General features: G+C 68.2%; 26 protein-coding genes, 1 other RNA gene and 1 pseudogene. 10 read left to right on the forward strand and 18 right to left on the reverse strand.

What is annotated here, in order from left to right:
• The first annotated feature begins 2 nt into the window (after window positions 1-2).
• Window positions 3-362, forward strand: a complete 360-nt coding sequence (locus ACP7AG_RS04075) for a cell surface protein (protein WP_426029869.1) — start codon at window positions 3-5, stop codon at window positions 360-362.
• Between the two features lie 42 nt (window positions 363-404).
• Here ACP7AG_RS04075 and def read toward each other — a convergent pair whose 3' ends face one another.
• The 6 genes from def to ffs all read right to left on the reverse strand — a co-directional run bounded on the left by def (window position 405) and on the right by ffs (window position 5,663).
• Window positions 405-926 (reverse strand): peptide deformylase, encoded by a 522-nt coding sequence (gene def / locus ACP7AG_RS04080; protein WP_426011089.1) that lies wholly within the window; start codon window positions 924-926, stop codon window positions 405-407.
• Between the two features lie 120 nt (window positions 927-1,046).
• Complete coding sequence (gene rmuC, locus ACP7AG_RS04085; RefSeq protein ID WP_426029870.1) at window positions 1,047-2,333, reverse strand: DNA recombination protein RmuC; 1,287 nt, start codon at window positions 2,331-2,333, stop codon at window positions 1,047-1,049.
• 180 nt (window positions 2,334-2,513) lie between these two features.
• Entirely contained in the window at window positions 2,514-3,116 is a 603-nt protein-coding gene (recR, locus tag ACP7AG_RS04090) for a recombination mediator RecR (RefSeq protein ID WP_426029871.1), read from the reverse strand.
• Between the two features lie 3 nt (window positions 3,117-3,119).
• Window positions 3,120-3,449, reverse strand: a complete 330-nt coding sequence (locus ACP7AG_RS04095; RefSeq protein ID WP_426011083.1) for a YbaB/EbfC family nucleoid-associated protein — start codon at window positions 3,447-3,449, stop codon at window positions 3,120-3,122.
• Window positions 3,450-3,607: 158 nt separating this feature from the next.
• Window positions 3,608-5,482 carry a DNA polymerase III subunit gamma/tau gene (locus ACP7AG_RS04100; protein WP_426029872.1) on the reverse strand — a complete coding sequence of 625 codons (1,875 nt, stop codon included), beginning with the start codon at window positions 5,480-5,482 and terminating at the stop codon, window positions 3,608-3,610.
• 82 nt (window positions 5,483-5,564) lie between these two features.
• An RNA gene (gene ffs, locus ACP7AG_RS04105) (signal recognition particle sRNA small type) lies at window positions 5,565-5,663 on the reverse strand.
• Between the two features lie 88 nt (window positions 5,664-5,751).
• Between ffs and nudC the strand changes: the two genes are divergently transcribed.
• A complete protein-coding gene (gene nudC / locus ACP7AG_RS04110; protein WP_426011080.1) occupies window positions 5,752-6,705 on the forward strand; it encodes an NAD(+) diphosphatase in 954 nt (317 codons plus the stop codon).
• 147 nt (window positions 6,706-6,852) lie between these two features.
• Here nudC and ACP7AG_RS04115 read toward each other — a convergent pair whose 3' ends face one another.
• Window positions 6,853-7,272: an MAPEG family protein gene (locus ACP7AG_RS04115; RefSeq protein ID WP_426029873.1), complete on the reverse strand. Its 420-nt coding sequence runs from the start codon at window positions 7,270-7,272 to the stop codon at window positions 6,853-6,855.
• A 98-nt stretch (window positions 7,273-7,370) separates the two neighbouring features.
• Here ACP7AG_RS04115 and ACP7AG_RS04120 point away from each other — a divergent pair.
• Window positions 7,371-7,478, forward strand: a pseudogene (locus tag ACP7AG_RS04120) (hypothetical protein); the annotation flags it as partial.
• Here the strand turns inward: ACP7AG_RS04120 and ACP7AG_RS04125 are convergent.
• Together ACP7AG_RS04125 and ACP7AG_RS04130 are read right to left on the reverse strand one after the other, a co-directional pair.
• The gene (locus ACP7AG_RS04125; RefSeq protein WP_426011077.1) at window positions 7,461-8,309 is read right to left on the reverse strand and encodes a prephenate dehydratase; all 849 of its coding nucleotides are present in this window, start codon (window positions 8,307-8,309) and stop codon (window positions 7,461-7,463) included. The pseudogene ACP7AG_RS04120 and the gene ACP7AG_RS04125 overlap by 18 nt on opposite strands.
• Window positions 8,306-9,058 (reverse strand): 3-deoxy-manno-octulosonate cytidylyltransferase, encoded by a 753-nt coding sequence (locus tag ACP7AG_RS04130; RefSeq protein WP_426011075.1) that lies wholly within the window; start codon window positions 9,056-9,058, stop codon window positions 8,306-8,308. The genes ACP7AG_RS04125 and ACP7AG_RS04130 overlap by 4 nt, the downstream gene beginning before the upstream one ends.
• Before the next feature lie 157 nt (window positions 9,059-9,215).
• Here ACP7AG_RS04130 and ACP7AG_RS04135 point away from each other — a divergent pair, with 157 nt between their 5' ends.
• Entirely contained in the window at window positions 9,216-9,914 is a 699-nt protein-coding gene (locus ACP7AG_RS04135) for a c-type cytochrome (protein ID WP_426011072.1), read from the forward strand.
• 185 nt (window positions 9,915-10,099) lie between these two features.
• Complete coding sequence (locus ACP7AG_RS04140) at window positions 10,100-10,633, forward strand: thioredoxin family protein (protein ID WP_426029874.1); 534 nt, start codon at window positions 10,100-10,102, stop codon at window positions 10,631-10,633.
• Between the two features lie 138 nt (window positions 10,634-10,771).
• Here the strand turns inward: ACP7AG_RS04140 and ACP7AG_RS04145 are convergent, their stop codons facing one another.
• Together ACP7AG_RS04145 and ACP7AG_RS04150 are read right to left on the reverse strand one after the other, a co-directional pair.
• On the reverse strand, window positions 10,772-11,602 hold the full coding sequence (locus tag ACP7AG_RS04145) for a C40 family peptidase (protein WP_426029876.1): 831 nt from the start codon (window positions 11,600-11,602) through the stop codon (window positions 10,772-10,774).
• Window positions 11,599-13,020 carry a leucyl aminopeptidase family protein gene (locus ACP7AG_RS04150; protein WP_426011066.1) on the reverse strand — a complete coding sequence of 474 codons (1,422 nt, stop codon included), beginning with the start codon at window positions 13,018-13,020 and terminating at the stop codon, window positions 11,599-11,601. The genes ACP7AG_RS04145 and ACP7AG_RS04150 overlap by 4 nt, the downstream gene beginning before the upstream one ends.
• A gap of 88 nt (window positions 13,021-13,108) precedes the next feature.
• On the opposite strand from ACP7AG_RS04150, the gene ACP7AG_RS04155 reads away from it, so the two are divergent.
• Window positions 13,109-13,933, forward strand: coding sequence for a tetratricopeptide repeat protein (locus ACP7AG_RS04155; protein ID WP_426011064.1), 825 nt, complete (start codon window positions 13,109-13,111; stop codon window positions 13,931-13,933).
• 40 nt (window positions 13,934-13,973) lie between these two features.
• Here the strand turns inward: ACP7AG_RS04155 and ACP7AG_RS04160 are convergent, their stop codons facing one another.
• The 3 genes from ACP7AG_RS04160 to ACP7AG_RS04170 are packed head-to-tail and all read right to left on the reverse strand — an operon-like array spanning window position 13,974 to window position 15,856.
• The gene (locus tag ACP7AG_RS04160) at window positions 13,974-14,429 is read right to left on the reverse strand and encodes an NfeD family protein (RefSeq protein WP_426011062.1); all 456 of its coding nucleotides are present in this window, start codon (window positions 14,427-14,429) and stop codon (window positions 13,974-13,976) included.
• A 4-nt stretch (window positions 14,430-14,433) separates the two neighbouring features.
• Window positions 14,434-15,387: an SPFH domain-containing protein gene (locus tag ACP7AG_RS04165; protein WP_426029985.1), complete on the reverse strand. Its 954-nt coding sequence runs from the start codon at window positions 15,385-15,387 to the stop codon at window positions 14,434-14,436.
• 34 nt (window positions 15,388-15,421) lie between these two features.
• On the reverse strand, window positions 15,422-15,856 hold the full coding sequence (locus ACP7AG_RS04170; protein ID WP_426011060.1) for a TIGR02301 family protein: 435 nt from the start codon (window positions 15,854-15,856) through the stop codon (window positions 15,422-15,424).
• A gap of 154 nt (window positions 15,857-16,010) precedes the next feature.
• Between ACP7AG_RS04170 and ACP7AG_RS04175 the strand changes: the two genes are divergently transcribed.
• Window positions 16,011-16,220: a hypothetical protein gene (locus ACP7AG_RS04175; protein ID WP_426011058.1), complete on the forward strand. Its 210-nt coding sequence runs from the start codon at window positions 16,011-16,013 to the stop codon at window positions 16,218-16,220.
• Window positions 16,221-16,289: 69 nt separating this feature from the next.
• Here the strand turns inward: ACP7AG_RS04175 and ACP7AG_RS04180 are convergent, their stop codons facing one another.
• Window positions 16,290-16,844, reverse strand: a complete 555-nt coding sequence (locus ACP7AG_RS04180; protein ID WP_426011057.1) for a hypothetical protein — start codon at window positions 16,842-16,844, stop codon at window positions 16,290-16,292.
• Between the two features lie 163 nt (window positions 16,845-17,007).
• On the opposite strand from ACP7AG_RS04180, the gene ACP7AG_RS04185 reads away from it, so the two are divergent.
• Entirely contained in the window at window positions 17,008-17,763 is a 756-nt protein-coding gene (locus tag ACP7AG_RS04185) for a Crp/Fnr family transcriptional regulator (protein ID WP_426011055.1), read from the forward strand.
• Window positions 17,764-17,911: 148 nt separating this feature from the next.
• Here the strand turns inward: ACP7AG_RS04185 and ACP7AG_RS04190 are convergent, their stop codons facing one another.
• The 3 genes from ACP7AG_RS04190 to ACP7AG_RS04200 all read right to left on the reverse strand — a co-directional run bounded on the left by ACP7AG_RS04190 (window position 17,912) and on the right by ACP7AG_RS04200 (window position 20,007).
• On the reverse strand, window positions 17,912-18,877 hold the full coding sequence (locus ACP7AG_RS04190) for an NAD(P)H-dependent flavin oxidoreductase (protein WP_426029877.1): 966 nt from the start codon (window positions 18,875-18,877) through the stop codon (window positions 17,912-17,914).
• A gap of 78 nt (window positions 18,878-18,955) precedes the next feature.
• A complete protein-coding gene (locus ACP7AG_RS04195) occupies window positions 18,956-19,093 on the reverse strand; it encodes a hypothetical protein (RefSeq protein ID WP_426011051.1) in 138 nt (45 codons plus the stop codon).
• A 131-nt stretch (window positions 19,094-19,224) separates the two neighbouring features.
• Window positions 19,225-20,007, reverse strand: a complete 783-nt coding sequence (locus ACP7AG_RS04200) for an SDR family NAD(P)-dependent oxidoreductase (RefSeq protein ID WP_426029878.1) — start codon at window positions 20,005-20,007, stop codon at window positions 19,225-19,227.
• Window positions 20,008-20,246: 239 nt separating this feature from the next.
• On the opposite strand from ACP7AG_RS04200, the gene ACP7AG_RS04205 reads away from it, so the two are divergent.
• Window positions 20,247-20,588 carry a glyoxalase superfamily protein gene (locus ACP7AG_RS04205; RefSeq protein ID WP_426029880.1) on the forward strand — a complete coding sequence of 114 codons (342 nt, stop codon included), beginning with the start codon at window positions 20,247-20,249 and terminating at the stop codon, window positions 20,586-20,588.
• Window positions 20,589-20,766: 178 nt separating this feature from the next.
• Window positions 20,767-21,051: a DUF454 family protein gene (locus ACP7AG_RS04210; RefSeq protein ID WP_426029881.1), complete on the forward strand. Its 285-nt coding sequence runs from the start codon at window positions 20,767-20,769 to the stop codon at window positions 21,049-21,051.

Below are 21,051 nucleotides of genomic sequence, written 5' to 3' on the forward strand. Positions count from 1 at the left end.
TCATGCGCTCCATCGCCCTCATCGCCGCCGCCGGCCTGACCGCCCTCTCGCTGGCCGCCTGCTCGGACGAGCACGCCGCCCAGATCAAGGAAGGCGCCAAGGCCGCCGGCTCCGAGATCAAGCAGGCCGCCACCGACATCAAGAACGATCCCGACGTCAAGGAAGCCGGCACGGCCCTGAAGGAAAGCACCAAGGAAGCCGCCGCCGACGTCAAGGTCGCGGCGGGTGAAGCCGTCGATGCGACCAAACAAGCCGGCGCCAAGGCGGGCGACGCCACCAAGGAAGCGGCGGGCGACCTCAATCGCGAAGCCAAGGAAGCCGGCCAGGACGCCAAGCAAGAAGTCCATAAGGCGACGCGGTAAATCACGGACGGGGACACGTCCTCGGGCGTGTCCCCGATAGAGCTAAGCCGCGCGGCGGGCCTTCTTGACCTTGCTGATCGCCCGGTCGCGCTTCAGGCGCGACAGATGGTCGATAAACAGCACGCCGGCCAGATGGTCCATCTCGTGCTGGAAGCAGACGGCGGAGAGGCCCTCGGCCTCTTCCTCCACCGTCTCGCCCTGGTAGTTCAAATAGGTCAGCTTGACCTTGGCCGGACGCTCGACCTCGTCGTAGACCTCGGGCACCGACAGGCAGCCCTCTTCGTAGACATAGAGCTCTTCCGACGCCCAGGTGATCTTGGGATTGACGAAATATAGCGGAGCCGGCGGCTCGCCTTCGCGGGCCAGGTCCATGACGATCACGTTGAGCGGCTCGCCCACCTGCACGGCCGCCAGGCCGATGCCGGGGGCGTCGTACATCGTCTCCAGCATGTCATCCATCAGGGCGCGCAGACCGTCATCGACGGCGGGGACGTCCTTGGAGACCTGCTTGAGAACCGCCAGATCGGCGGCGTTATCGACGGTGAGGATGCGACGTATAGCCATGATGGTGCTCAGGTAAGGGCCGCGCCGCCCGGGGTCAAGACGACGGAAGGGCGCGGGGGAGCGTCAAGCCTGTTTCAATCCGCTCATCCCGGCATTCGCGGGATGAGCGGAGAAAAAGCGCTAGAGGTTCGCTTGCAGCTTCGGCGTTTCGTCCACCGCCAGCTTGATCAGCGGCCGTACCGAGCCCTCGACCGGCGTCAGCTCGCCGATCTCCTTGCCCTCGTGGTCCACCGACAGGTCCTCGAAGCGGCGGGCCTGGGTCAGCACCTGGCTTTCCAGCGAGCCGACGAACTGGTTGTAGCGACCGACCGCCGCCTCCAGCGCCTTGCCCACCGAGCCGGCATGGGCCCCCATCACGGCGATCCGCTTGTAGAGCTCGCGACCGACAGCCACGATATTGGCGGCGTTCTTGGCCTGGTCCTCGGCCCGCCAGCCATAGGCGACGGCCTTGCACAGGGCGAACAGGGTGGTGGGGGTGACCAGCAGCACCCGGCGGTCCATGGCCTCGGTCATCAGGTCGGGCAGGCGGTCCAGGGCGGCCGCGAGAAAGCCGTCGCCGGGCACGAACATCGCCACGAAGTCGGGCGAGCCTTCGGACGCGAACTGGTCCCAATAGGCCTTGGCCGACAAGCCCTGCATGTGGTTCCGGACGCTGGCGGCGTGGCGGATCATGGCGGCTTCGCGCAGGGAATCCTCGGTGGCCTCCTGGGCCTCCAGAAAAGCGTTGAGCGAGCACTTGGCGTCGATGACGAACACCCCGCCGCCGGGCATCTTGACCTTGACGTCGGGCCGGCGACGGCCCTCGTCGCTCTCGACGCTGAACTGCTCCTCGAAGTCGAAGCGGTTCGTGAGGCCAGCGGCCTCAAGAACGTTACGTAAAGTCTGCTCGCCCCAGCGGCCTTGCACGCCGGCCCCGCGCCGCAGGGCGGCCGACAGCTTGCGGGCCTCGAACTGGGTGGCCACCGAGGCTTCCATCAGGGCGGTGATCTGGGCCTTGAGGCCGCCGGTCTCTTCGGCGCGGGCCTTTTCGACGGCGGTAACCTGGGCCTCGAACTTGGCCAGGGTCTCGGCCACCGGCTTCAGCTGAGCTTCAAGACGGGCCTGAGACAGTAGTTCGCGGCTTTTGAAGTTCTCCTCGGTGCGCTTGATCAGCGCCTCGGCGACGGTGTTGGCGGTCATGGTCGCCTGCTGGGCGGCCTGGGCGCGGATCAGCTCGCCCTGGGTGATCGCCTGGTCCTCCAGCAGCCGCGCCCGCTCGTCGGCCTGGACCAGCCGGGCGTTGAGCTCCCAGGCGCGGCCGTCGGCGGTGGTCGCCCGCTTCTGGCTGGCCAGGGCCCACAGCACGGCGCCGGCCGCCAGCAGGGCGAAGACCAGGGTGAGGATCAGGAAGGGATCGGAGAAGTTCATGCTCCGTTCCTATAGGGAGTCGGGGGATCTAGGAAGCGGTGGACTTGCCCCCTACGGACCGCTTCGCGGTCGTCTTCCCCCACAGGGGGAAGAGCCTTTGGTTGAAGCCGCGCTGGAGGCTCCGCCCCCTATGGGGCGGACAGACGGCGCAGCCGTCGGGTGGGGGCAAGTGTGCGAGCTCTAAGCCGGCCGCCGGGCCCGCAACGCCTGGGCGATCGTCCCATCGTCGAGCCAGTCCAGGTCGCCGCCCACCGGCACCCCTCGCGCCAGCATGGTCACCGACACCCCCGACGGCGCCAGCCGATCGGCCAGGTAATGCGCGGTCGTCTGGCCATCGACCGTGGCCGGCAGGGCCAGGATAACCTCGGAAATCTCGCTGCCGGTCGCCCGGCTCAGCAGCTCGCCCACCCGCAGGGCCTCGGGGCCGATTCCGTCCAGCGCCGACAGCAGCCCGCCCAGCACGTGGTAGCGGCCCTTGAACGACTGCCCCCGCTCCATGGCCCACAGCGACCCCACCTCCTCGACCACGCAGATCAGCCGCGGATCGCGGGTCTGGTCGGCGCAGATGGCGCAGGGGTCGGAGGTGTCCAGCGACCCGCACACCGAGCAGGTCCGCACCTTGGCCTGGGCGTCCACCAGGGCCGCGGTCAGCGGCGCCAGCAGGGTGTCGCGCTTCTTCAGCAAGGCCAGGGCCGCCCGCCGGCCCGAGCGTGGGCCCAGGCCCGGCAGCTTGGACAGCAGGGCAATCAGCCGCTCGATCTCGGGTCCGGCGGAGGCGGCCAAGGCCTAGAACTTCATCCCAGGCATGCCGCCCATCAGCCCCGCCATCGGGCCAGCGGCTTCCTGCATCATCTGGGCTTGCTGGGCGTCCAGCTTCTTCTTGGCGTCGGCGTGGGCGGCGACGATCAGGTCGGCGATCACCTCGCCCTCGCCCGGCTCGATCAGGCTCTCGTCGAGCACCACCTTGAAGAGCTCGCCCGAGCCCTTCAGCGTGACGGTGACCATGCCGCCGCCCGAGGTGCCGTCGACCGTCAATTCCGCGAGCTTGGCTTGGGCGTCAGCCAGTTTCTGCTGCATGGCCTGGGCCTGCTTCATCAGGCCGCCGAGGTCTTTCATGGGTCTAGGCTCCGCTCTTATGCCCCCCTCCCCCTTGATGGGGGAGGGGCTGGGGGTGGGGTGACAGCGTCGGCGGGCCTTGGCGCGGCAGGGCCACATCCTGAAACGCTTTCACCCCCATCCCCGACCCTTCCCCCATCAAGGGGGAAGGGAGATTTCTATTCTTCCAGCTCATCCGGTTCGATCGGCGGCGCCTCGGGCGTCAGGATCTTGCGGATCTCGACGATCTCGGCGCCGGGGAAGGCGCTGAACACCGAGGCCACGAACGGGTCGGACTTGATCGAGGCCATCTCCTCGCGGTCTTCGCGCTTTTGGCGTTCGATCAGGCTCTCGGCCCCGCCGCCGCCCTCGGCCGCCACCAGCCAGGGCTGGCCGGTCCATTCCTTGAGCGCCCGCACCAGCCGTCCGGCCAGGTTTCCGGGCGCGCCGGGGGCGGGTTCGAAGGTGATCGCGCCGGGTCGGAAGCTGATCGGACGGACATATTGCTCGACATCCAGCCGCAGGCCGATGTCGCGTTTCTCGGCGATCAGCTTCACCACGTCGTCGAAGGACGACAACACCGGAAGAGCCGAGGCGGCCGGCGCGGCCATCATCCGGGGCTGAGCGCTGACCGCGCCGCCATTCCCGCCGCCGCCGACCGAGCCGCCGCCGCCGCCGCTAGGACCGCCACCAGCGGGCAGGCCGTCGCGCAGAGCCTTCAACGCCTCTTCCGGGCCCGGCAGGTCGGCGGCATAGCACAGTCGGATCAGCGCCATCTCTGCGGCGGCCCGGGCATCGGGCGCGCGACGCACCTCGTCATGGGCCTTGAGCAGCATCTGCCACAGCCGCGACAGGGTCCCGGCCGAGGTCTGGGCCCCGATCGCGGTCAGGCGGGCGGCCTGTTCCTTGGGCAGGGTCAGGGCGTCCGGCCCCAGGGCCTTGGCCACCGAGGCGCCGTGGCAATGGTCCAGCAGGTCGAGCATGACCACCGCCGGATCGGCCCCGAAGCCCCACAGGGCGCGGAAGCCGGCCAGGGAGTCGCCGGGCTTGCCGCTCATCACGTTCTCGAACAGGGCGATGGTCTGGCCGCGGTCGGCCAGGCCCAGCATGTCGCGGACCACGGCGGCGGTGACGGTGGAGCCGCGCTCGCCTTGAACGATGGCCTGGTCCAGCAGCGAGAGGCCGTCGCGCACCGAACCCTCGGCGGCGCGGGCGATCAAGGCCAGGCCGTCTTCCTCTACCTTGGCGCCCTCATTGGCGGCGATCTTGGCGAAGTGCTTGACCAGCACGTCGGGCTCGACCCGGCGCAGGTCGAAGCGCTGGGTGCGCGACAGGATGGTCACCGGCACCTTGCGGATCTCGGTCGTTGCAAAGATGAATTTGGCGTGCGGCGGCGGCTCTTCCAGCGTCTTCAGCAGGGCGTTGAACGCCGCCGTCGACAGCATGTGCACTTCGTCGATGATATAGACCTTGTAGCGCGCCTCGACCGGGGCGTAGCGCACCCCGTCCAGCAGCTCGCGCATCTCGTCGACCTTGGTGCGGGACGCGGCGTCGAGCTCCAGCACGTCCATGTGCCGGCCCTCGATGATCGACTTGCAGTGCCGGCCCTCGACGGTCAGGTCGACCGAGGGCTGGTGCACGGTGTCGGTCTCGTAGTTGAGGGCCCGGGCCAGCAGGCGGGCGGTGGTGGTCTTGCCCACCCCCCGCACGCCGGTGAGCATGAAGGCGTGGGCGATGCGCCCGGTGGAGAAGGCGTTGGCCAGGGTGCGGACCATCGCCTCCTGACCGATCAAATCCTCGAAGGTGCGCGGCCGGTACTTGCGGGCCAGCACGGTGTAGGCGGCGGCGGGATCGGACGCCTGGGAAGTCATGGGTGTGACGGCGGGCGCCGCCACAGCCGGAAGCGTCGCTACAGCCGGAAGCGTCGCCACGGGCGCGGCGATGGGCGCGCCCCCGAAGATGTCGGCGGTGTTCGCGTCGCGCTCGTGCTCTGCCCCAGGGGGAGCTTCATCCCACGGCGGCGCGGAATCGGTGAGGTCGTCGTGGTCGGCCATGTCTCGACTGTAGAGCGCGGAGAGGCGCAGCAAAAGGCTCGGCCCGCGCTTGCAGGCCAGATGCTGTCAGATTTCAGGGGGAAGGTGGAGACCGACAGCCGACCCGAAGGTTAACTCGTTGTGGCTGCTGCCTCTCGGCCCTGACCAGATTGGCGAGCGCTTCGCCCGTCGCCGATCTCCGAGGCCTATATCGCGACTCGTCGTGAAGGATGCAAGACATCAAGCGCCGGGCCGTGACGACTCTTCGTCGCGGATGCTACAGAAAGGCCATGGCTCTTTCGATCATCACCAACATCTTCGCCGGCAACCCGCTGGACCGCGCCGGCGAGCGGCGCGGCGACGAGTCGTGGCTGGCCGAGAAGGCCGACGATCCGCATTCGCTGGCCGTGGCTCTCTGGAATGGCAAGCCGCTGGTCGAGGACGCGCCTGCGTCCCAAGACAAGGATGGCGAGGACAAGCCGGCCAGCGTCCAGATCGCCTATCTGCGGGCCGACATGGCCAAGGACTTGGCCGGCACGCCCGAGCGGCTGCTGTTCATGGGGCTGTGGAAGGACATCGCGGTGTTCGCGGTGGATCTCGAAGGCTCGGCCGATCCCGTCGAGGGCCCGCTGCAGGGCCTGGGCCGGTTCGAGGAGCTGCGGGGCGTCGCCCCGATGCTGCCGCCGCCCGACGCCGGCATATTGGCCACCGCCAAGTCGATGTTCGAATGGCGTCGCAAGCACCGGTGGTGCAGCGCCTGCGGCCAGGAGACCGCCGTCACCGATGGCGGCTGGAAGCGGCTCTGCCCGGCCTGCCACACCGAGCACTTCCCGCGCACCGACCCGGTGGCGATCATGCTGGCCCTGCACGACGGCAAATGCCTCCTGGGTCGCCAGGCCGCCTGGCCGGCCGGCATGTATTCCGCCCTGGCCGGCTTCATCGAGCCCGGCGAGACGATCGAGGAAGGCTGCGCCCGCGAGCTAAAGGAAGAGGCGGGCCTGACCGCAACCGCCGTTCGCTACCACTCCAGCCAGCCCTGGCCCTGGCCGTCGTCGCTGATGATGGGCCTGATGGCCGACGTCGACAGCGACCAGGCCGCCCCCGACCAGACCGAGCTGGAAGCGGTCAAGTGGTTCACCAAGGACGAGGCCAAGGCCCTGATCAGGGGCGAGATGGAGGGCTTCTTCGCCCCGCCGCCGCTGGCGATCGCCCACCAACTGATCAAGGCGTGGGCGGAGGACTAAGTCCTGCCCCTGTGGGGCAGGTGTCGGCGAAGGCGCCGGAGGGGGAGGATCCGGACAGTGTCCGCGCCCTGGATCGCAAGAGCCTAAAACTCCCCCCACCGATCGCCTTCGCGATCGCCTCTCCACAGGGGGTGGACCTTGTCCCATTCAGCCGCCGAACACCCTGACCAACTCCCGCACCACCATCACCGCCAGGGTGATCGTCGACAGCGAGAAGGCCAGGAACCGCAGCGCCACGACATTGGCGCTGACCTGGACCAAACTATGAACCACCCGCAGCGCCACATAGAGCCAGGCCAGACGCAGCGCCCAGCCGTCGACGTGCCCCGCCACCTGGATCGCCAGGGCGGCGGCGTAGAAGATGGTCGGCTGCTCCATCAGGTGGTTGTAGTTGTTGGCCGCCTGCCGAACCCCGGCGGGCAGGAGGTCGAGACTGCCTGGAAATGCCGCGTCCTGCGGCTTGAGCCCCGCCTTGCTCATCGCCGGTAGGCGGCGGACATACATCCACAGCCAGATCAGCAGCGACCAGGCCACCAGCGCCATCACTGGCGCGATCATCGTATGCATAGCGTCCCTCCCAGGATCGTTTTCGGGAGGTTAGGCGCCGATTGCCCAATAGCGAAGCTTGCCGCGACGGCAGGGACGGTGCGTCCTTCGAGGCTCGGCTGCGCCTCGCACCTCAGGATGAGGAATTCAGCAACAGCGTTCCTCATCCTGAGGCGCCCGCGGAGCGCGCCTCGAAGGACGCACGGCGCTTAAACCCGATCCCGGAACGGATCGGCTGGGTATACGCCCAGGATTTCGAACTTGTCCGAGAAGAACTTCAGCTCATCGAAGGCCAGGGCCAGCGAGCGATCCTCGGGCCGGCCATCGACTTCGGCATAGAAGAAGGTCGCCGTGAAGGCGCCGCCCTCCATGTAGCTTTCCAGCTTGGTCATGTTGACGCCGTTGGTCGCAAAGCCGCCCAGCACCTTGTAGAGCGCGGCCGGCAGGTTGCGCACCTTGAACACGAAGCTGGTCACGCAGCGGTGGGTGAAGGCCGGCGCCTCCGGGGCCTTCTCCGCCGTCATCACCAGGAATCGCGTGGTGTTGTTGCGTTCGTCCTCGATGTCGCGGGCCAGGATGTCGAGGCCATAGATCTCGGCGGCCAGGGCGGGCGCGACGGCGGCTCGGGTCGGGTCGGGCTTGAGGGCCAGGGCCTTGGCGGCGCCGGCCGTGTCGCCGGCGCTCTCGTGGGCCAGGCCCAGCTTCTTGAGGCTGTGGCGGCACTGGCTGAGCGCGATCGGCATCGAGCAGGCGGTCGTCACCGTCTCCAGCGTCACGCCCTTATTGGCCATCAGCTGGAAGCGGATCGGCTTGAAACGCTCGCCGATGATCTTCAGGCCCGAAGCGGGCAGCAGATGGTGGACGTCGGCCACGCGGCCGGCGATCGAGTTCTCGATCGGGATCATACCCAGCTGGCAGGCGCCGGTCTTGATGGCCTCGAACGCCTCCTCGAAGGTGGCGCAGGGCACGGCCTCGTAGTCGGGGAAATAGGTGCGGCAGGCTTCGTGGCTGTTGGCGCCGGGCTCGCCCTGGAAGGCGATCTTCTTGAGGAGGCTCATGGGTGGTTCCCGGCGTGCAGGGTCAGGGCGAACTGGCGCGCCGCATCGAGGTCGGAAGGGTTGTCGACGGAGATCGGAGCCTCGGGCGCCACGGCGGCGTGCAGCACGAGGCCCAGCTCCATGGCCCGCAGTTGCTCCAGCTTCTCGCGCTTCTCCAGCGGCGAGGCCGGGGCGGCGTTGAAGGCCTGCAAGGCGGCGCGGCGATAGCCATAGATGCCGATGTGTCGCCAGATCGGCGCGTCGCCATAGAGGGTGGAGCGGGTGAAATAGAGGGCCCGGCCGGAAAAGCCGTCATGTTCCATGGCCAGAACGGCCTTGACCACGTCGGGATTGCTCCGGTCCTGCGGCGAGGCCTCCGGTGCGACGACCGTGGCGATGTCGCAATCGGGATAGGCGCCCAGCAGGTCGGCGCAGGCGGCCAGCATCGAGGGCTGCACGAACGGCATGTCGCCTTGCAGGTTGATCACCACGTCGTGGGCGCCGTCGGGATCCAGCACGTCCAGCGCCGCCAGGATGCGGTCGGAGCCCGAAGCCAGGTTCGGGTCGGTCAGAACGGCTTGGCCGCCCGCCGCCTGGACAGCCTCGAGGATCGCAATATCGCCCGCCGCCACGACCACCGGACCGATTCCCGCCGCCTGGGCTTGACGCAGAACCCGTACGATCATCGATACGCCGCCGATGTCGGCCAGGGGCTTGTTGGGCAGGCGGGTGGCCGCCATGCGGGCCGGAATGACGACGATGGGGTTCATGGAAACGCCGATGCTGGGCAAAACCGTTGCTGGCCGGTTGCGCCTGGGGCGGTAGCGTGTAAGAGACGCGAGCGCAACATGGAGCGTACGGGGGAACCTCCGGGCGCGAACTCGGGCCTGTCGTCAGACGGCCCCCAAGAGGCTGGTAAGGCTTTAGATGAGCGACCTGACGTTCAACAAGATCGCTGGCGGCGTACTGCTGACCGGCCTGGTCATTTTCGGTCTCAAGGAAGCGTCGGACATCGTTTTCGCCAAGCACGAAATCGAGAAGCCGGGCTATGAGATCGCGGTGGCTGAAGAAGCCGAAGCCGGCGGTCCCGCCGCCGAGGTCGCGCCTGACTGGGGTAGCGTCCTGCTGGTTTCGGCCAATATCGCGGCCGGCCAAGCGGTGACCGCCAAGTGCACCTCCTGTCACAGCTTCGCCCAAGGCGGCGCGACCATCGTCGGTCCCGACCTGTACGGCGTGGTGGGCCGCAAGCCGGGCGCGCACCCCGGCATGGCCTATTCGGCGAGCATGGTCGAGTTCGGAGCCAAGAACCCGGTCTGGGACTACGACCACCTCGACCAGTTCCTGAAGGGTCCGGGCAAGTACATCTCGGGCACCAAGATGTCGTTTGTCGGCCTGAAGAAGCAGGAAGACCGGATCGCGGTGATTTCCTATCTGCACAGCCTGGGCTCGACCCTGCCCGTGCCCGCCCCCAAGCCGGCCGGTCCGGCCCTGCCTGCCGCCGGGGCTCCGGCTGCCGCGGCGCCCGCCGCCGGCACGGCCGTGTCGGGCGGCGCTCCGGCGGCTCCGGGCGCTCCGACGACCCCGTCGCCGTCCGCCGACAAGGCCGCGACCGCGCCCGTCAAATAGGCCGACGCTTTCGCGACAAGCATCCAAGGCCGTGGGTTCGCCCACGGCCTTTTTGTTTGCGGGTCTTGCCAGGGCGCCTGTCTTGCAGGCGCCGTCGCAACGTCGTCAGCAAACCTGCCTTGCCGGCTTTTCCTATTTTGTGAGTAGGGTAACGGATCCTGCAGCTTCACCGGATCCGCTCGCCCATGACGCTCGCCAAGTTCGCTCGCCCCTCCTTTGTACGGGTGTTCGCCCTCGCCGCCCTCGTCCTCGCCGCGCCGATCAGCGCCCAGGCCGCCAAGTCCCCGACCGTGAGACTGCAGTCGCTGGCCGAGTTGCCCACCCCCCTGCCCTATCCCTATGACGAGAAGGCCGACGCTGAGGCCGATGTCGCCAAGGCGATCAAGACCGCCAAGGCCAAGCACAAGCTGGTGCTGATCGACCTGGGCGGCAACTGGTGCGGCGACTGCCGGGTGTTCGCCGGCATGATCGAACAGCCCGACCTCAAGGCCTTCGTCGACAAGCATTACCAGGTCGTGGCCGTGAACGTCGGCCGCTACGACCACAACATGCAGATCCCGGCCCGCTACGGCATCGACAAGCTGAACGGCGTGCCGACCTTCCTGGTGGTCGACACCAAGGGCAAGCTGGTCAATCCCGACGCCCTGTTCGCCCTCACAGACGCCCGCCACATGACCCCCCAATCGCTGGCCGACTGGCTGGCGCAGTGGCCGAAGTAGGCCTGTAGGGACGCCCCCTCCGTCACACAGCTTCGCCGCGCGCCACCTCCCCCCGCTTCGCAAGGGAGGACGCTCGGATTTCTCCTCCCCTGCGAAGCGGGGGAGGTGGCACGAAGGGCCGGAGGGGGCGTCCCGCGCCTAAGGTCTCCTCCACCCCGTCACCGGCCCGCTTCCCGCAGCTTCGATCCGGGTGATGGCTTCGGCCAGAGGCTCGACGGCCACGGCCATGTGGTGGGCGTTGGGGTGGAGGACGGTGTCTGCGTCCAACAGGATGGCCACATGGCCTTTCCAGAACACCAGATCGCCGCGCCGACGATCCTCGGCCGCGATCGGCTTGAAGAAGGCCCGTTGCAGGTCGGTGTCGCGCGGGACCGCCCGGCCACAGGCCGCCAGGGCCTGCTGGACGAGGCCCGAACAGTCCAGACCCAGCGATTCGCGACCGCCCCACTGGTAGGGCGCGCCGAGATAGCCTTCCGCCACCGCCACATGGTCGGTCAGGGCCACGCCGACCGGCGCCAGATGGGCGGCGATGAACCAGCCCGTGCCCTCACCCTTGGCGAACCGGCCTTCGGTAGCCTCGATGGCGGTCAGGGCGTTGAGCGAATAGAGGCCCGCCGGCCGTGACTTGATGTTCGGCTCGGCGAAGGCATAGGTGCGCGGGACCGCCACCTGGTGGGTGGCCGGCGCGCCCAGGGCCGCCAGGTCGGCCTCGGCGACGAAACCGACATAGCCGTCGCGCGCCGCCTGGCCCCAGGCGAAGCCGTCCTTGATCTCCAGCACCCGGAAGTGCTCGCCGAACAGCAGTTGGTCCCACTGCTCGGCCATCGGATGGGCAGCTTTGCGCAGGGCGGCGGTCGGCATGGCGACCTGGCGCGGCTTGGGCGCCGCGTAGCGTTCGGCGGCGACCAGACCCTGCAGGTCGAGGTCGGCCAAGTCCGGGCGAGCCAGGGTGAGGCGCGGGTCGCTCATGCCGAAGCCTTCGGAAAACGCGACTTCAGCATGCCATACAGCCCGCGGATCACCTGAGCCTCGCCGCCGGCCGCGTAGCCGGGCCGGGCCTTGGGGTTCCAGGCGAAGATGTCGAAATGCACCCAAGCCCCGGTCGTCGGCGCGAAAGCCTGAAGAAACAGGGCGGCGGTGATCGAGCCGGCCTGGGCCCAGGCGTCGGGGTCGTTCTTCAGGTCGGCGATGTCGCTCTCGACCGCCTCGCGATAGCCGTCCCACAGCGGCATGCGCCAGACGGGATCGACGGCGTTGCGCGCACCCTCCTCGATCTCCAGGGCCAGGTCATCGTCTGGGGTGTAGAAGGGGATCACCTGCGGACCGAGCGCCGCGCGGGCGGCGCCGGTCAGGGTGGCGAGATCGATCGTCAACACCGGCTCCAGCTCGGCCGCCCGCGTCAGGGCGTCGGCCAGGATCAGGCGACCCTCGGCGTCGGTATTGCCCACCTCCACGCTCAACCCCGCGCGGGTGGCCAGCACGTCGCCCGGCCGCATGGCGTCGCCAGCGATGGCGTTCTCGACCACCGGGACCAGCACGCTCAGCGCCACCGGCAGGCCGGCGGCCATCACCATTCGGGCAAGCGCCAGGGCGTGCGCGGCGCCGCCCATGTCCTTCTTCATGTTGCGCATGCCGCTCGACGGCTTGATGTCCAGGCCGCCGGTGTCGAACACCACGCCCTTTCCCACGATCGCGACGCGAGGGTGGGCCGCGTCGCCCCAGCTGATCTCGATCATCCGGGGCGCGCGCGCCGGCACGGCGGCGCGGCCCACGGCGTGGATGGCGGGATAGTTCTGTTCCAGCAGGTCATCGCCGGTCACCACCGCGATGGTCGCCCCATGGTGCTCGGCGATCTCGCGGGCGATGGTCTCGATCTGCAGTGGGCCCAGGTCGTTGGCCGGGGTGTTGACCATGTCGCGGGCCAGGGCGCAGGCATGGGCCACGGCGCGGATTTCGGCAAGATCGACGCCGTCATCCGCGACCAGTCGTCGCGGGGTTTCACCGGCGCGCGGCTTGTAGCGATCGAACCTGTAGCTGCCGAGCGCGAAGGCCAGGGCGATCTGGCCGGCGTCCAGGCCGTCGGGGACGGACGACAGCCGATAGTCCCCGCCCGGCAGCTTGCCCGGCAAGGCGCGAAACAGCATGGCGTCGGCCTTGCCCTTTTCCCCCAGGCCCAGCAGCACGCGGTCCACAACCCCTTGCGGCGTCGGCAAAATCAGCACTTGGCCGGCGCTGGCCTTGAAGTCCTCCAGCGCCACGTAGCCTTTGACGAAACTGGGCCGGGCCTCGACGAAGGCCGCCAGCTCGGACTCGTACAGGCAGTGAATCGGCGTCGCCGCCCCGTCCCCGGCGGAGCGTTGCGAGGGGGCGATGATCGGTTCCGACATGGGCGCGCCTTGAAGGTGAAGACTTATGCTTAACGATTCCTTGAGGGCCGCGCGCGAGGATGCGCGAACCGTCGGGAGATCTGTCTTCATGTGTCGCAAGCGCGCGCTCCTCGCAACCGTTCTCGCCCCCCTCCTGGCATCGAGCCTGCTGATGGGCGCGATGGCCCATGCCGCCGACAAGCCGGCGCTCGGCGCCGCGACGGCCGCCGCCGCGTCGCCGCCGCGCAAGGCCAGCCCTGAACAGCGGCTCGAGATGCGCCGCGCCGATCCCCTGAGCCGCGCGGCCTTCTGGTCGAACGAACTGGAGCGGGACGGCCGCGACCTGGAGGCCGGCGTGGGCCTGTCCCAGGCGTTGCGCGCGCTGGGCCGCTACGACGAGGCCGCCGATGCGGCCAGCCGCGTGCTGATCGGCGCACCGGACAATTACGACGCCCTGATGGAACTGGCCCGGGCCAATATCGAGCGCGGCCAGGGCTTCTACGCCATCGACCCGGCTCGCAGAGCCGCCGTCCTGCAGCCGCGCGACTGGCGCCCCCAATCCCTGCTCGGCGTGGCCTATGAGCAGGCCAAGCGCGACGACGAGGCCATGGCGGCTCACCGCCAGGCCGTGGCCCTGGCCCCGGCCGAGGCTGCGGCCCTGGCCAACCTGGCCATGCATCTGGCCCAGGGCGGCGACCTGACCGGCGCCGAAGCCATGCTGCGCCGGGCCTCGGCCCTGCCCACCGCCACCATCCAGGTGCGCCAGAACCTGGCCCTGGTCGTCGGCTTGCAAGGCCGGCTGGACGAGGCCGAGCGCCTGGCCCGCCAGGACCTGCCGCCGGAGCTGGTGGACAACAACCTCGCCTGGCTCCGCGCCGCCGTCGGCCAGACCAGCCCCACCCGCTCGTGGGACGCGATGAAGGCCGGCGGGTAGGGGTTTCTCCTTCTCCCGCAAGGGAAGAAGGAAGATTCCGTCACCTTACTGTCAGGACCGACCCGTCGATGCCGACGACCATGACCCGCTGACCCGTCGCCGGCGGCAGGCCGTCCTGGACTACGGCGGCCCATTCCTTGCCGTCGGCGAACACCCGGCCGCGGCCGTGCTCGAACGCCGCGACCACCTCGCAGTCGCGGCCGATCAGCCGCAGGGTCGGGTCGTTGAGGTCGGGATGCTGGGGGCCTTCCAGCACCGGCTGCAGAAAGCGCCTCGCCAGATAGGTTGTGGCGATGGTCAGGGCCGCGAACAGGGCGATCTCGATCGGCGGACCGGGCGAGACGGCCAGGGTCAGCAGCCCGACCAGGCCAGCGCTGGCGGCCGGCCAAAGCAGCCAGCCGGTGCCGGTGGCCACCTCGACCGCCAGGAAGATCGCGCCCACCGCCAGCCAGACCCAGAACGGATGCGTCGCATAGAACAGCATCAGGCCGTGCATGGGCTCAGACTCCGCGCTTGGGCGTCGGCGGCACGACGGTGCGCGCCGCGTCGCTGCCGCCCAGGGTCTTCAGCAGCTCGGCCACGCCCGCCACCGTGCCGGTCAGCCCGGCGAAGTCGGCCGGCACGATCACGGTCTTGGCGTTGGGCGACTTGGCCAGCTCGCCGAAGGCCTCGACATATTTCTGGGCGATGAAGTAGTTGATGGCGTTGACGTCGCCCTTGGCGATGGCTTCGGACACGAAGGCCGTCGCCTTGGCCTCGGCCTCGGCTTCCCGCTCGCGGGCCTCGGCGTCGCGGAAGGCGGCCTCGCGACGGCCCTCGGCCTGCAGGATGGCCGACTGCTTCTGGCCCTCGGCGCGGGCGATCTGCGACTGCTTTTCGCCCTCGGCCTCGGTAATCACCGCCCGTTTCTCGCGCTCGGCCTTCATCTGGCGGGCCATGGCGTTGGTGATGTCCGGCGGCGGTGTCAGGTCCTTGATCTCGATCCGGGTGACCTTGACGCCCCAAGGGCCGGTGGCGTGGTCGATGGTGGTCAGCAGCCGGGTGTTGATCTGGTCGCGCTGGCTCAGCACCTCGTCCAGCTCCATCGAGCCGACCACGGTGCGCAGGTTGGTCTGGGCCAGCTGGGTGATGGCGTACATCAGGTTGTCGACGCGGTAGGCTGCCTGGGACGCGTCCATCACCTGGATGAACACGATGCCGTCGACCTTCACCGAGACATTGTCCTTGGTGATGACCTCCTGCTGGGGAACGTCGAGCACCTGCTCCATCATGTTGACCCGCCGGCCGATGGTCTCGGCGAAGGGGGTCAGGATGCTGATGCCGGGCTTGAGGGTTCGGGTGTAGCGTCCGAACCGCTCGACGGTGAACTCGCGCCCCTGCGGCACGATCTTGATCACATTGATCACCAGGAAGATGGCCAGGACCACCAGCACCAGCGGCACGATGAATGACATCACGACAAGCCCTCCCACAACCGTTGGAGGGAGACTAGCGCGCCGCTCCGTCGTCCGCCACGGAATCCGGCGCCGGAGCGCTGGCGGATGCGTTCCGCATCGACTGGGCCAACCGGGTCGAGAGCGCCTGGCCCTTGCGGGCCACGGTATGCTCGGCCTGGCGGCTGGCGTCGTCGCATTCGACGAACTGGCCCTGACGCGCGGCGAAGCCGGTGTTGAACTTGTCGCGCAATTGGGCGTCGAAGGCCTGGTCGGCCTTTTCCACCTGCGTCAGCCGCATCATCCGAGACCGCCAATATTGATCGCCGACTCCTTCGCAGACCTGCCGCAGGGCGTGGCTCTCGCCGATGGTGAAGGCCAGGTCCAGCAAACGTTGACGCTCGACCGCGCCGCGGTCTTGGGCCAGGACCGCACCCTCCGGGGCCAGCATGGCGAGCGCCAGGAGCGCGGAAATCAACGGACGGTTCATGGCCGCACTATCCTCATCGCCGGCGGCTTTGTCACCGCCACACGCGCGTTGAGTGAACCGCGTGGCCAAATCACGACTCACACAGGCCTTGCGAACGCCACGGATCGGAGCGACCCTGTGGATAAGTGGGGGAACGCACCGCAGGGAGGTCAACATGACTGAAGTGCATTACGGCGTGGTTCGCGTCGGAGAGACCTGGGCGATCATCGGCGATCAACTTCGGGTCGGCGCCTATTCGACGCGGCTTCAGGCCGAGACCGCAGCCCGCAGCCTGGCCGAACAGGCCACCGGCTTGGGCCTCCCCGTCCAGATGCATCTGCAGGACGACACCGGCGAACTGCTGCATCCAACGCTGCTGAGCTGATTTCCCTTCCGTTGTCATCCCGGACAAGGCCCGAAGGGCCGCAGATCCGGAATTAGAAACGAGGAATGTTCAGGCCGCTTCGCCCTCCGCATCCTCGTCGCTGCCGCCGCCGAACAGCAGCCCTCGCAGCGTCTTGATTACCTGGGCCGCCGACGCCAGGAAGCCCACCACCGAGGCCGCTACCTGGAACATCGCCCAGACAGCGCCGGCCAAAGGGCTGTCGGTGAATAGCGCGATCAGCGGATAGATGATCTGGCTGACGACGATGCGGAATTGCGCGTAGGCCATCGAATACTCGATCACCACCCCGCCGATCGCCGCCACCACCAGAACCGCCAGCACCGGCGCCCACAGCAGGGGCAGCACCAGCAACAGGCCCAGAGCGACCACCAGGGTCTTGGTCGGCAGGGCCGCGCGCGACACCGCCGTGGCCCCGACCCCATAAAGCATCGCACCGCCCAGCAGCAGGAAACCGACAGGCAACACCAGGTCGGCGACGTCCACGAGATCCAGTCCGGCCACCAGACTGGTCGCCGCCGCGATGATCAGGACCAACAGGAAGGCGCCCAGCCACAGGGCGCTGTACTGGCTGAGCCGATGCCGGATAATGGCGCGATCGCGCATGGTGTCATCTCCCCCGAGAACCCGCTGTCAGGCGACCGGAAGCGTGACCGAGAAACCCGCGTTCGTCGACCGGAAACCAGTGGGCAGGAAACCCATTGCGCCGCCGCGCGCTTCTTATGCGCGAAAGTTTGACTGTCCTCCTGGGCAATCAAAGGGGAGCGACATGGCTGACACCGCCGAACTCACCACCTTGGGTCAAACCAGCCTGCTGGCCGGCTGTGAAGGCAACCGGTTGCTGGCCGCCCTGCGTCCTAGCGACCTGGCGCAACTGGCCCCGTACCTGAAGTCGATGAGCTTGACTGCCGGCGCGGTTCTGTTCGAGGCGGGCGAGGACATTCATACGACGATCTTTCCCTGCTATTCGACCATGGCCTCGCTGTTGGTGGTCACCCGCGACGGCGACGAGATCGAGGTCGCCTCCATCGGTCGCGAAGGGGCGATCGGCGGCATCGTCAGCGCCGGCTTCAAGCCCGCCTACGGACGCGCCATCATCCGCATTCCGGGCGCTGCGATAGCGATCCCGACCGTGCGGCTGGAGGAGGCCAAGATCCGCTCGCCCGCCTTGCACGACCTGTTTTCGCGCTATGCCGACGTGCTGTTGGCTCAGATGATGCAGTCCTCGGCCTGCAACGCCCTGCATAGCATCGACCAGCGCATGTGCCGCTGGCTGTTGTCGACCCACGACCGGGCCAACCAGTCGACGATCCGCCTGACCCAGGAAACCCTGGCCGACATGCTGGGCGTGCAGCGCACCACCGTCACCGCCGTGGCCAAGGCCCTGCAGGATGAAGGCTTGATCCGCACCGGCCGCGGCAAGATCGAGATCCTCGACCGCGCCAAGCTGGAACGTCGGGCCTGTGAGTGCCACGGCCAGGTCGAGGCGCATTTCCAGCGGCTGCTGCCGGAAGTGAAGGTTTAATCCTTCTCCCCTTGCCAAAGAAGGTGGGCCGCGAAGCGGGTCGGATGAGGGGTCGCGCCGTCCTATCCACCGCCGTGCGCAGCTGATCTGGTCTTCGACCCCTCATCCGTCGGCTGCGCCGGCACCTTCTCCCGCAAGGAGAGAAGGATCAGGATCTCAATCCCGCCACCCGCCCGATCGTCGCCTCCGCCTCGGCCATCACCCGCCGCACGATCTCGCCTGCCGGCAAGACCTCGCGGATGCCGCCTGCGCTCTGCCCCATGGCGAAGCAGGACTTGTCGGCGTCGAGTCCCTCGATCTGACCGGCTATGCCGCCCAAGGCCCCGGCCTGGATGCTGATCATGGCCTGGCGCGGAAAGGCCTGGATATCGCCGGGCCGCGCTTCCCAGTCCTCGACCCAGGCATTCTTGCGCACCCTCATCGGCTTGCCGGAATAGGACCGGGTGCGGACGGTGTCCTCGTCCGCCGCTTCCAGCACCGCCTGACGGTAGAGATCGCCGGCGTGCGCCTCGGCGGAGGCGATGAACCGGGTGCCCATCCAGACGCCCTGCGCCCCTAGAGCCAGCGCGGCGGCCAGGCCACGGCCATCGAAAATGCCGCCCGCCGCCACCACCGGAATCTCGACGGCGTCCACCGCCTGGGCGACCAGCGGCAGGGTCCCCACGAGGCCGGTGTGGCCCCCGCCCTCGCCGCCTTGGCAGATCACCGCGTCGCAGCCGGCCTGCTCGGCCTTGACCGCATGTTTCACCGCCCCGCAAACCACCATCACCTTCAGACCCGCCGCCTTCAGCCGGGCGATGATCGGCAGGGGCACCCCAAGTCCGGCGATGAAGGATGAGGCCCCGCCGGCGATGATGACCTCGACGGCGTCGGTCAGGGCGTCGGGGGTGGCGGCCAGCAGGTCGACGCCGAACGGCTTGTCGGTCAGGGCGCGGACCTCGCGCATCTGCTCGCGGATGAAGTCGGGCGTGGTCCCGGCCATGCCGAGCACGCCGTATCCGCCGGCGTTGGAGACGGCCGCCGCCAGCGGGGCGTAGGAAACCCCGCCCATGCCAGCCAGCAGGATCGGATGCTCGACGCCGAGCAGGTCGCACAGCGGGGTGTGCAAGGTCATCAGAATCCTCCCGTTTTTCGGAGGATGGGCGCTGGGGTCGTGACGGCAAGCGTGCCGCGAGGTCAGTCGCGGTTTCGTCTAGTCCCGCCGCAGGACGTCCGGCTGCGCCTCGGCTTCCGACGTCCAAAAGCAGGCGGCCATCGAGGTCAGGATCATGGCGATCAGGGCCAGCATGCCTCTGGGCGGCGCCAGGGCCACGACGTCTTGCGGGGTCATTTCTCGTTTCCTCCCGCCGACGCCCAAGTCTGATGCTCGATCTGCCGACGAGAGAAGCTTCCCACAGCCCTAAATTTTCGCAAGTGCCTTATTTATAAGGATATTTTATGGACCGCGCCGTCCAGTTTTCATCAGAAGATGGAATAGGCCCCGTCGATCACGAAGGTGTCGCCCGAGTGGTAGCTCGAAGCGTCCGAGGCCAGATAGACGGCGATGCCGCCGAAGTCCGCCGGCTGGCCCCAGCGCCGGGCGGGCACCCGGGGAATGACCTTTTCGGCGAAGGCGGGATTGTCCTGCGCGCCTTGGGTCATGTCGGTGGCGATCCAGCCGGGCAGGATGGCGTTGGCCCGCACCCCGTAGCGGGCGTGCTCGACGGCCACCGACTTCATCATCGAGATCACCCCGCCCTTGGTGGCGGCATAGGCCTGGTTGCGGGCCGCGCCCTCGATGGCGGCCAGCGAGGCCACCCCGACGATGGAGCCGCCAGGATCGCCCGATTTCGCCCGCTCTGCCATGTGGCGGCAGGCCTCGCGGAACGTGAAGAACACCCCGTCCAGATTAACCGCCAGGGTCTTGCGGTAGGTCTCGGTCTTCATCTCGATAAAGCTGGGCGCGCCATAGCCGACCCCGGCATTGGCGATCACGCTGTCGAGCCGGCCCATGGCGGCCACGGCTTCCTCCATGCCCTCGCGGACCTGGTCTTCCTGGCTGACATCCACCGTCTGGGCCTTCACCCGAACGCCGTGCTCGAGCAACTTAGCCTCGGCGGCCTGGTTGCGCTCGGCATTGCTGCCCCAGATCACGATGTCGGATCCCGCCTGGGCCAGGGCGCTGGCCATGCCCAGCCCGATGCCGCGATTGCCGCCGGTGACCAGGGCGACCTTGCCGGTCAGGTCGAAGGGTTGATAGGCCATGCGCGTTTCTCCCGAACGTTTGTTTGAGGAGAGCGGTTGTCGGCGGCGGCGTCAAGGACAGCGCGATTGACCCCGTGCCGCCTCTCGCCTTAATCTGCGCTCAGGCTGATGCTGCCTGCCGCTCGCATCCTTCGGGAAGGGTGAAAGCATCGATCTTGCTGTCAGCGGATCCCTTTTGATCGGCGACCAAGTCGGCAATGCGAGCACCGATGAGGGATCGCCGAGTCGAAAAGGATCTCATGCCAACCATCGATCAGGCCAAGGCCCGCGGGTTCTATTGCGACTTCCTGGGCTTTTCGGTCGATTTCGAGCACCGGTTCGAAGCCGACATGCCGCTGTACATGGGCGTGTCGCGCACCGGAATGACCCTGCACCTGTCAGAGCACTATGGCGACGCCAGCCCCCGCGCGACCGTCTATGCGCCCATGCTGGGCGTCCATGCCCTGCACAAGAAACTCAACGACAAGAAGTATGGCCATGGCCGTCCAGGGATCGTGCGCGAGCCCTGGGGCGACGTGCTGACGGTTCACGACCCGTTCGGCAACCGCATCCGGTTTTCGCAGGACATGGGGGGCGCGTAGGTCCTCCCCCTGTGGGGGAGACGACCCCGCAGTGATCGGTGGGGGGAGTTTAATGGTCGAAGATCCGAGCGGTGATCGTCCTATCACGCCCCCCACCGCCGGCTACGCCGACACCTCCCCCACAGGGCGAGGAGCTCTGCCTGGCGGACCTTTACGCGACCCACCACATTCACCTTCAATGACCTCCCCGCCCCCCTCACCCCGAAAGCGCCTGTCCCGTCCCGCCCGCTGGGCGCTGGACGGGTTGGGCGGAAGCCTGCTGGCGATCGGCGCGGTGGGGATCGTCACGCCCGGCCTGCCGACCACGGTGTTCTGGATCGGCGCGGTGCTGTGCTTCCTGAAGACCCGACCCCACGCGGTGCGGCCGCTGCTGCGCACACCCGTGATCGGGCCGGCCATTCGCTGGTACCTGCGCTGGCGGCCGTTTGGTGGGTCGAAAAAGAAGCGCCGAGCGCCTATCTAG

Source organism: Caulobacter sp. DWP3-1-3b2 (assembly GCF_049896325.1).
Lineage (GTDB): Bacteria > Pseudomonadota > Alphaproteobacteria > Caulobacterales > Caulobacteraceae > Caulobacter.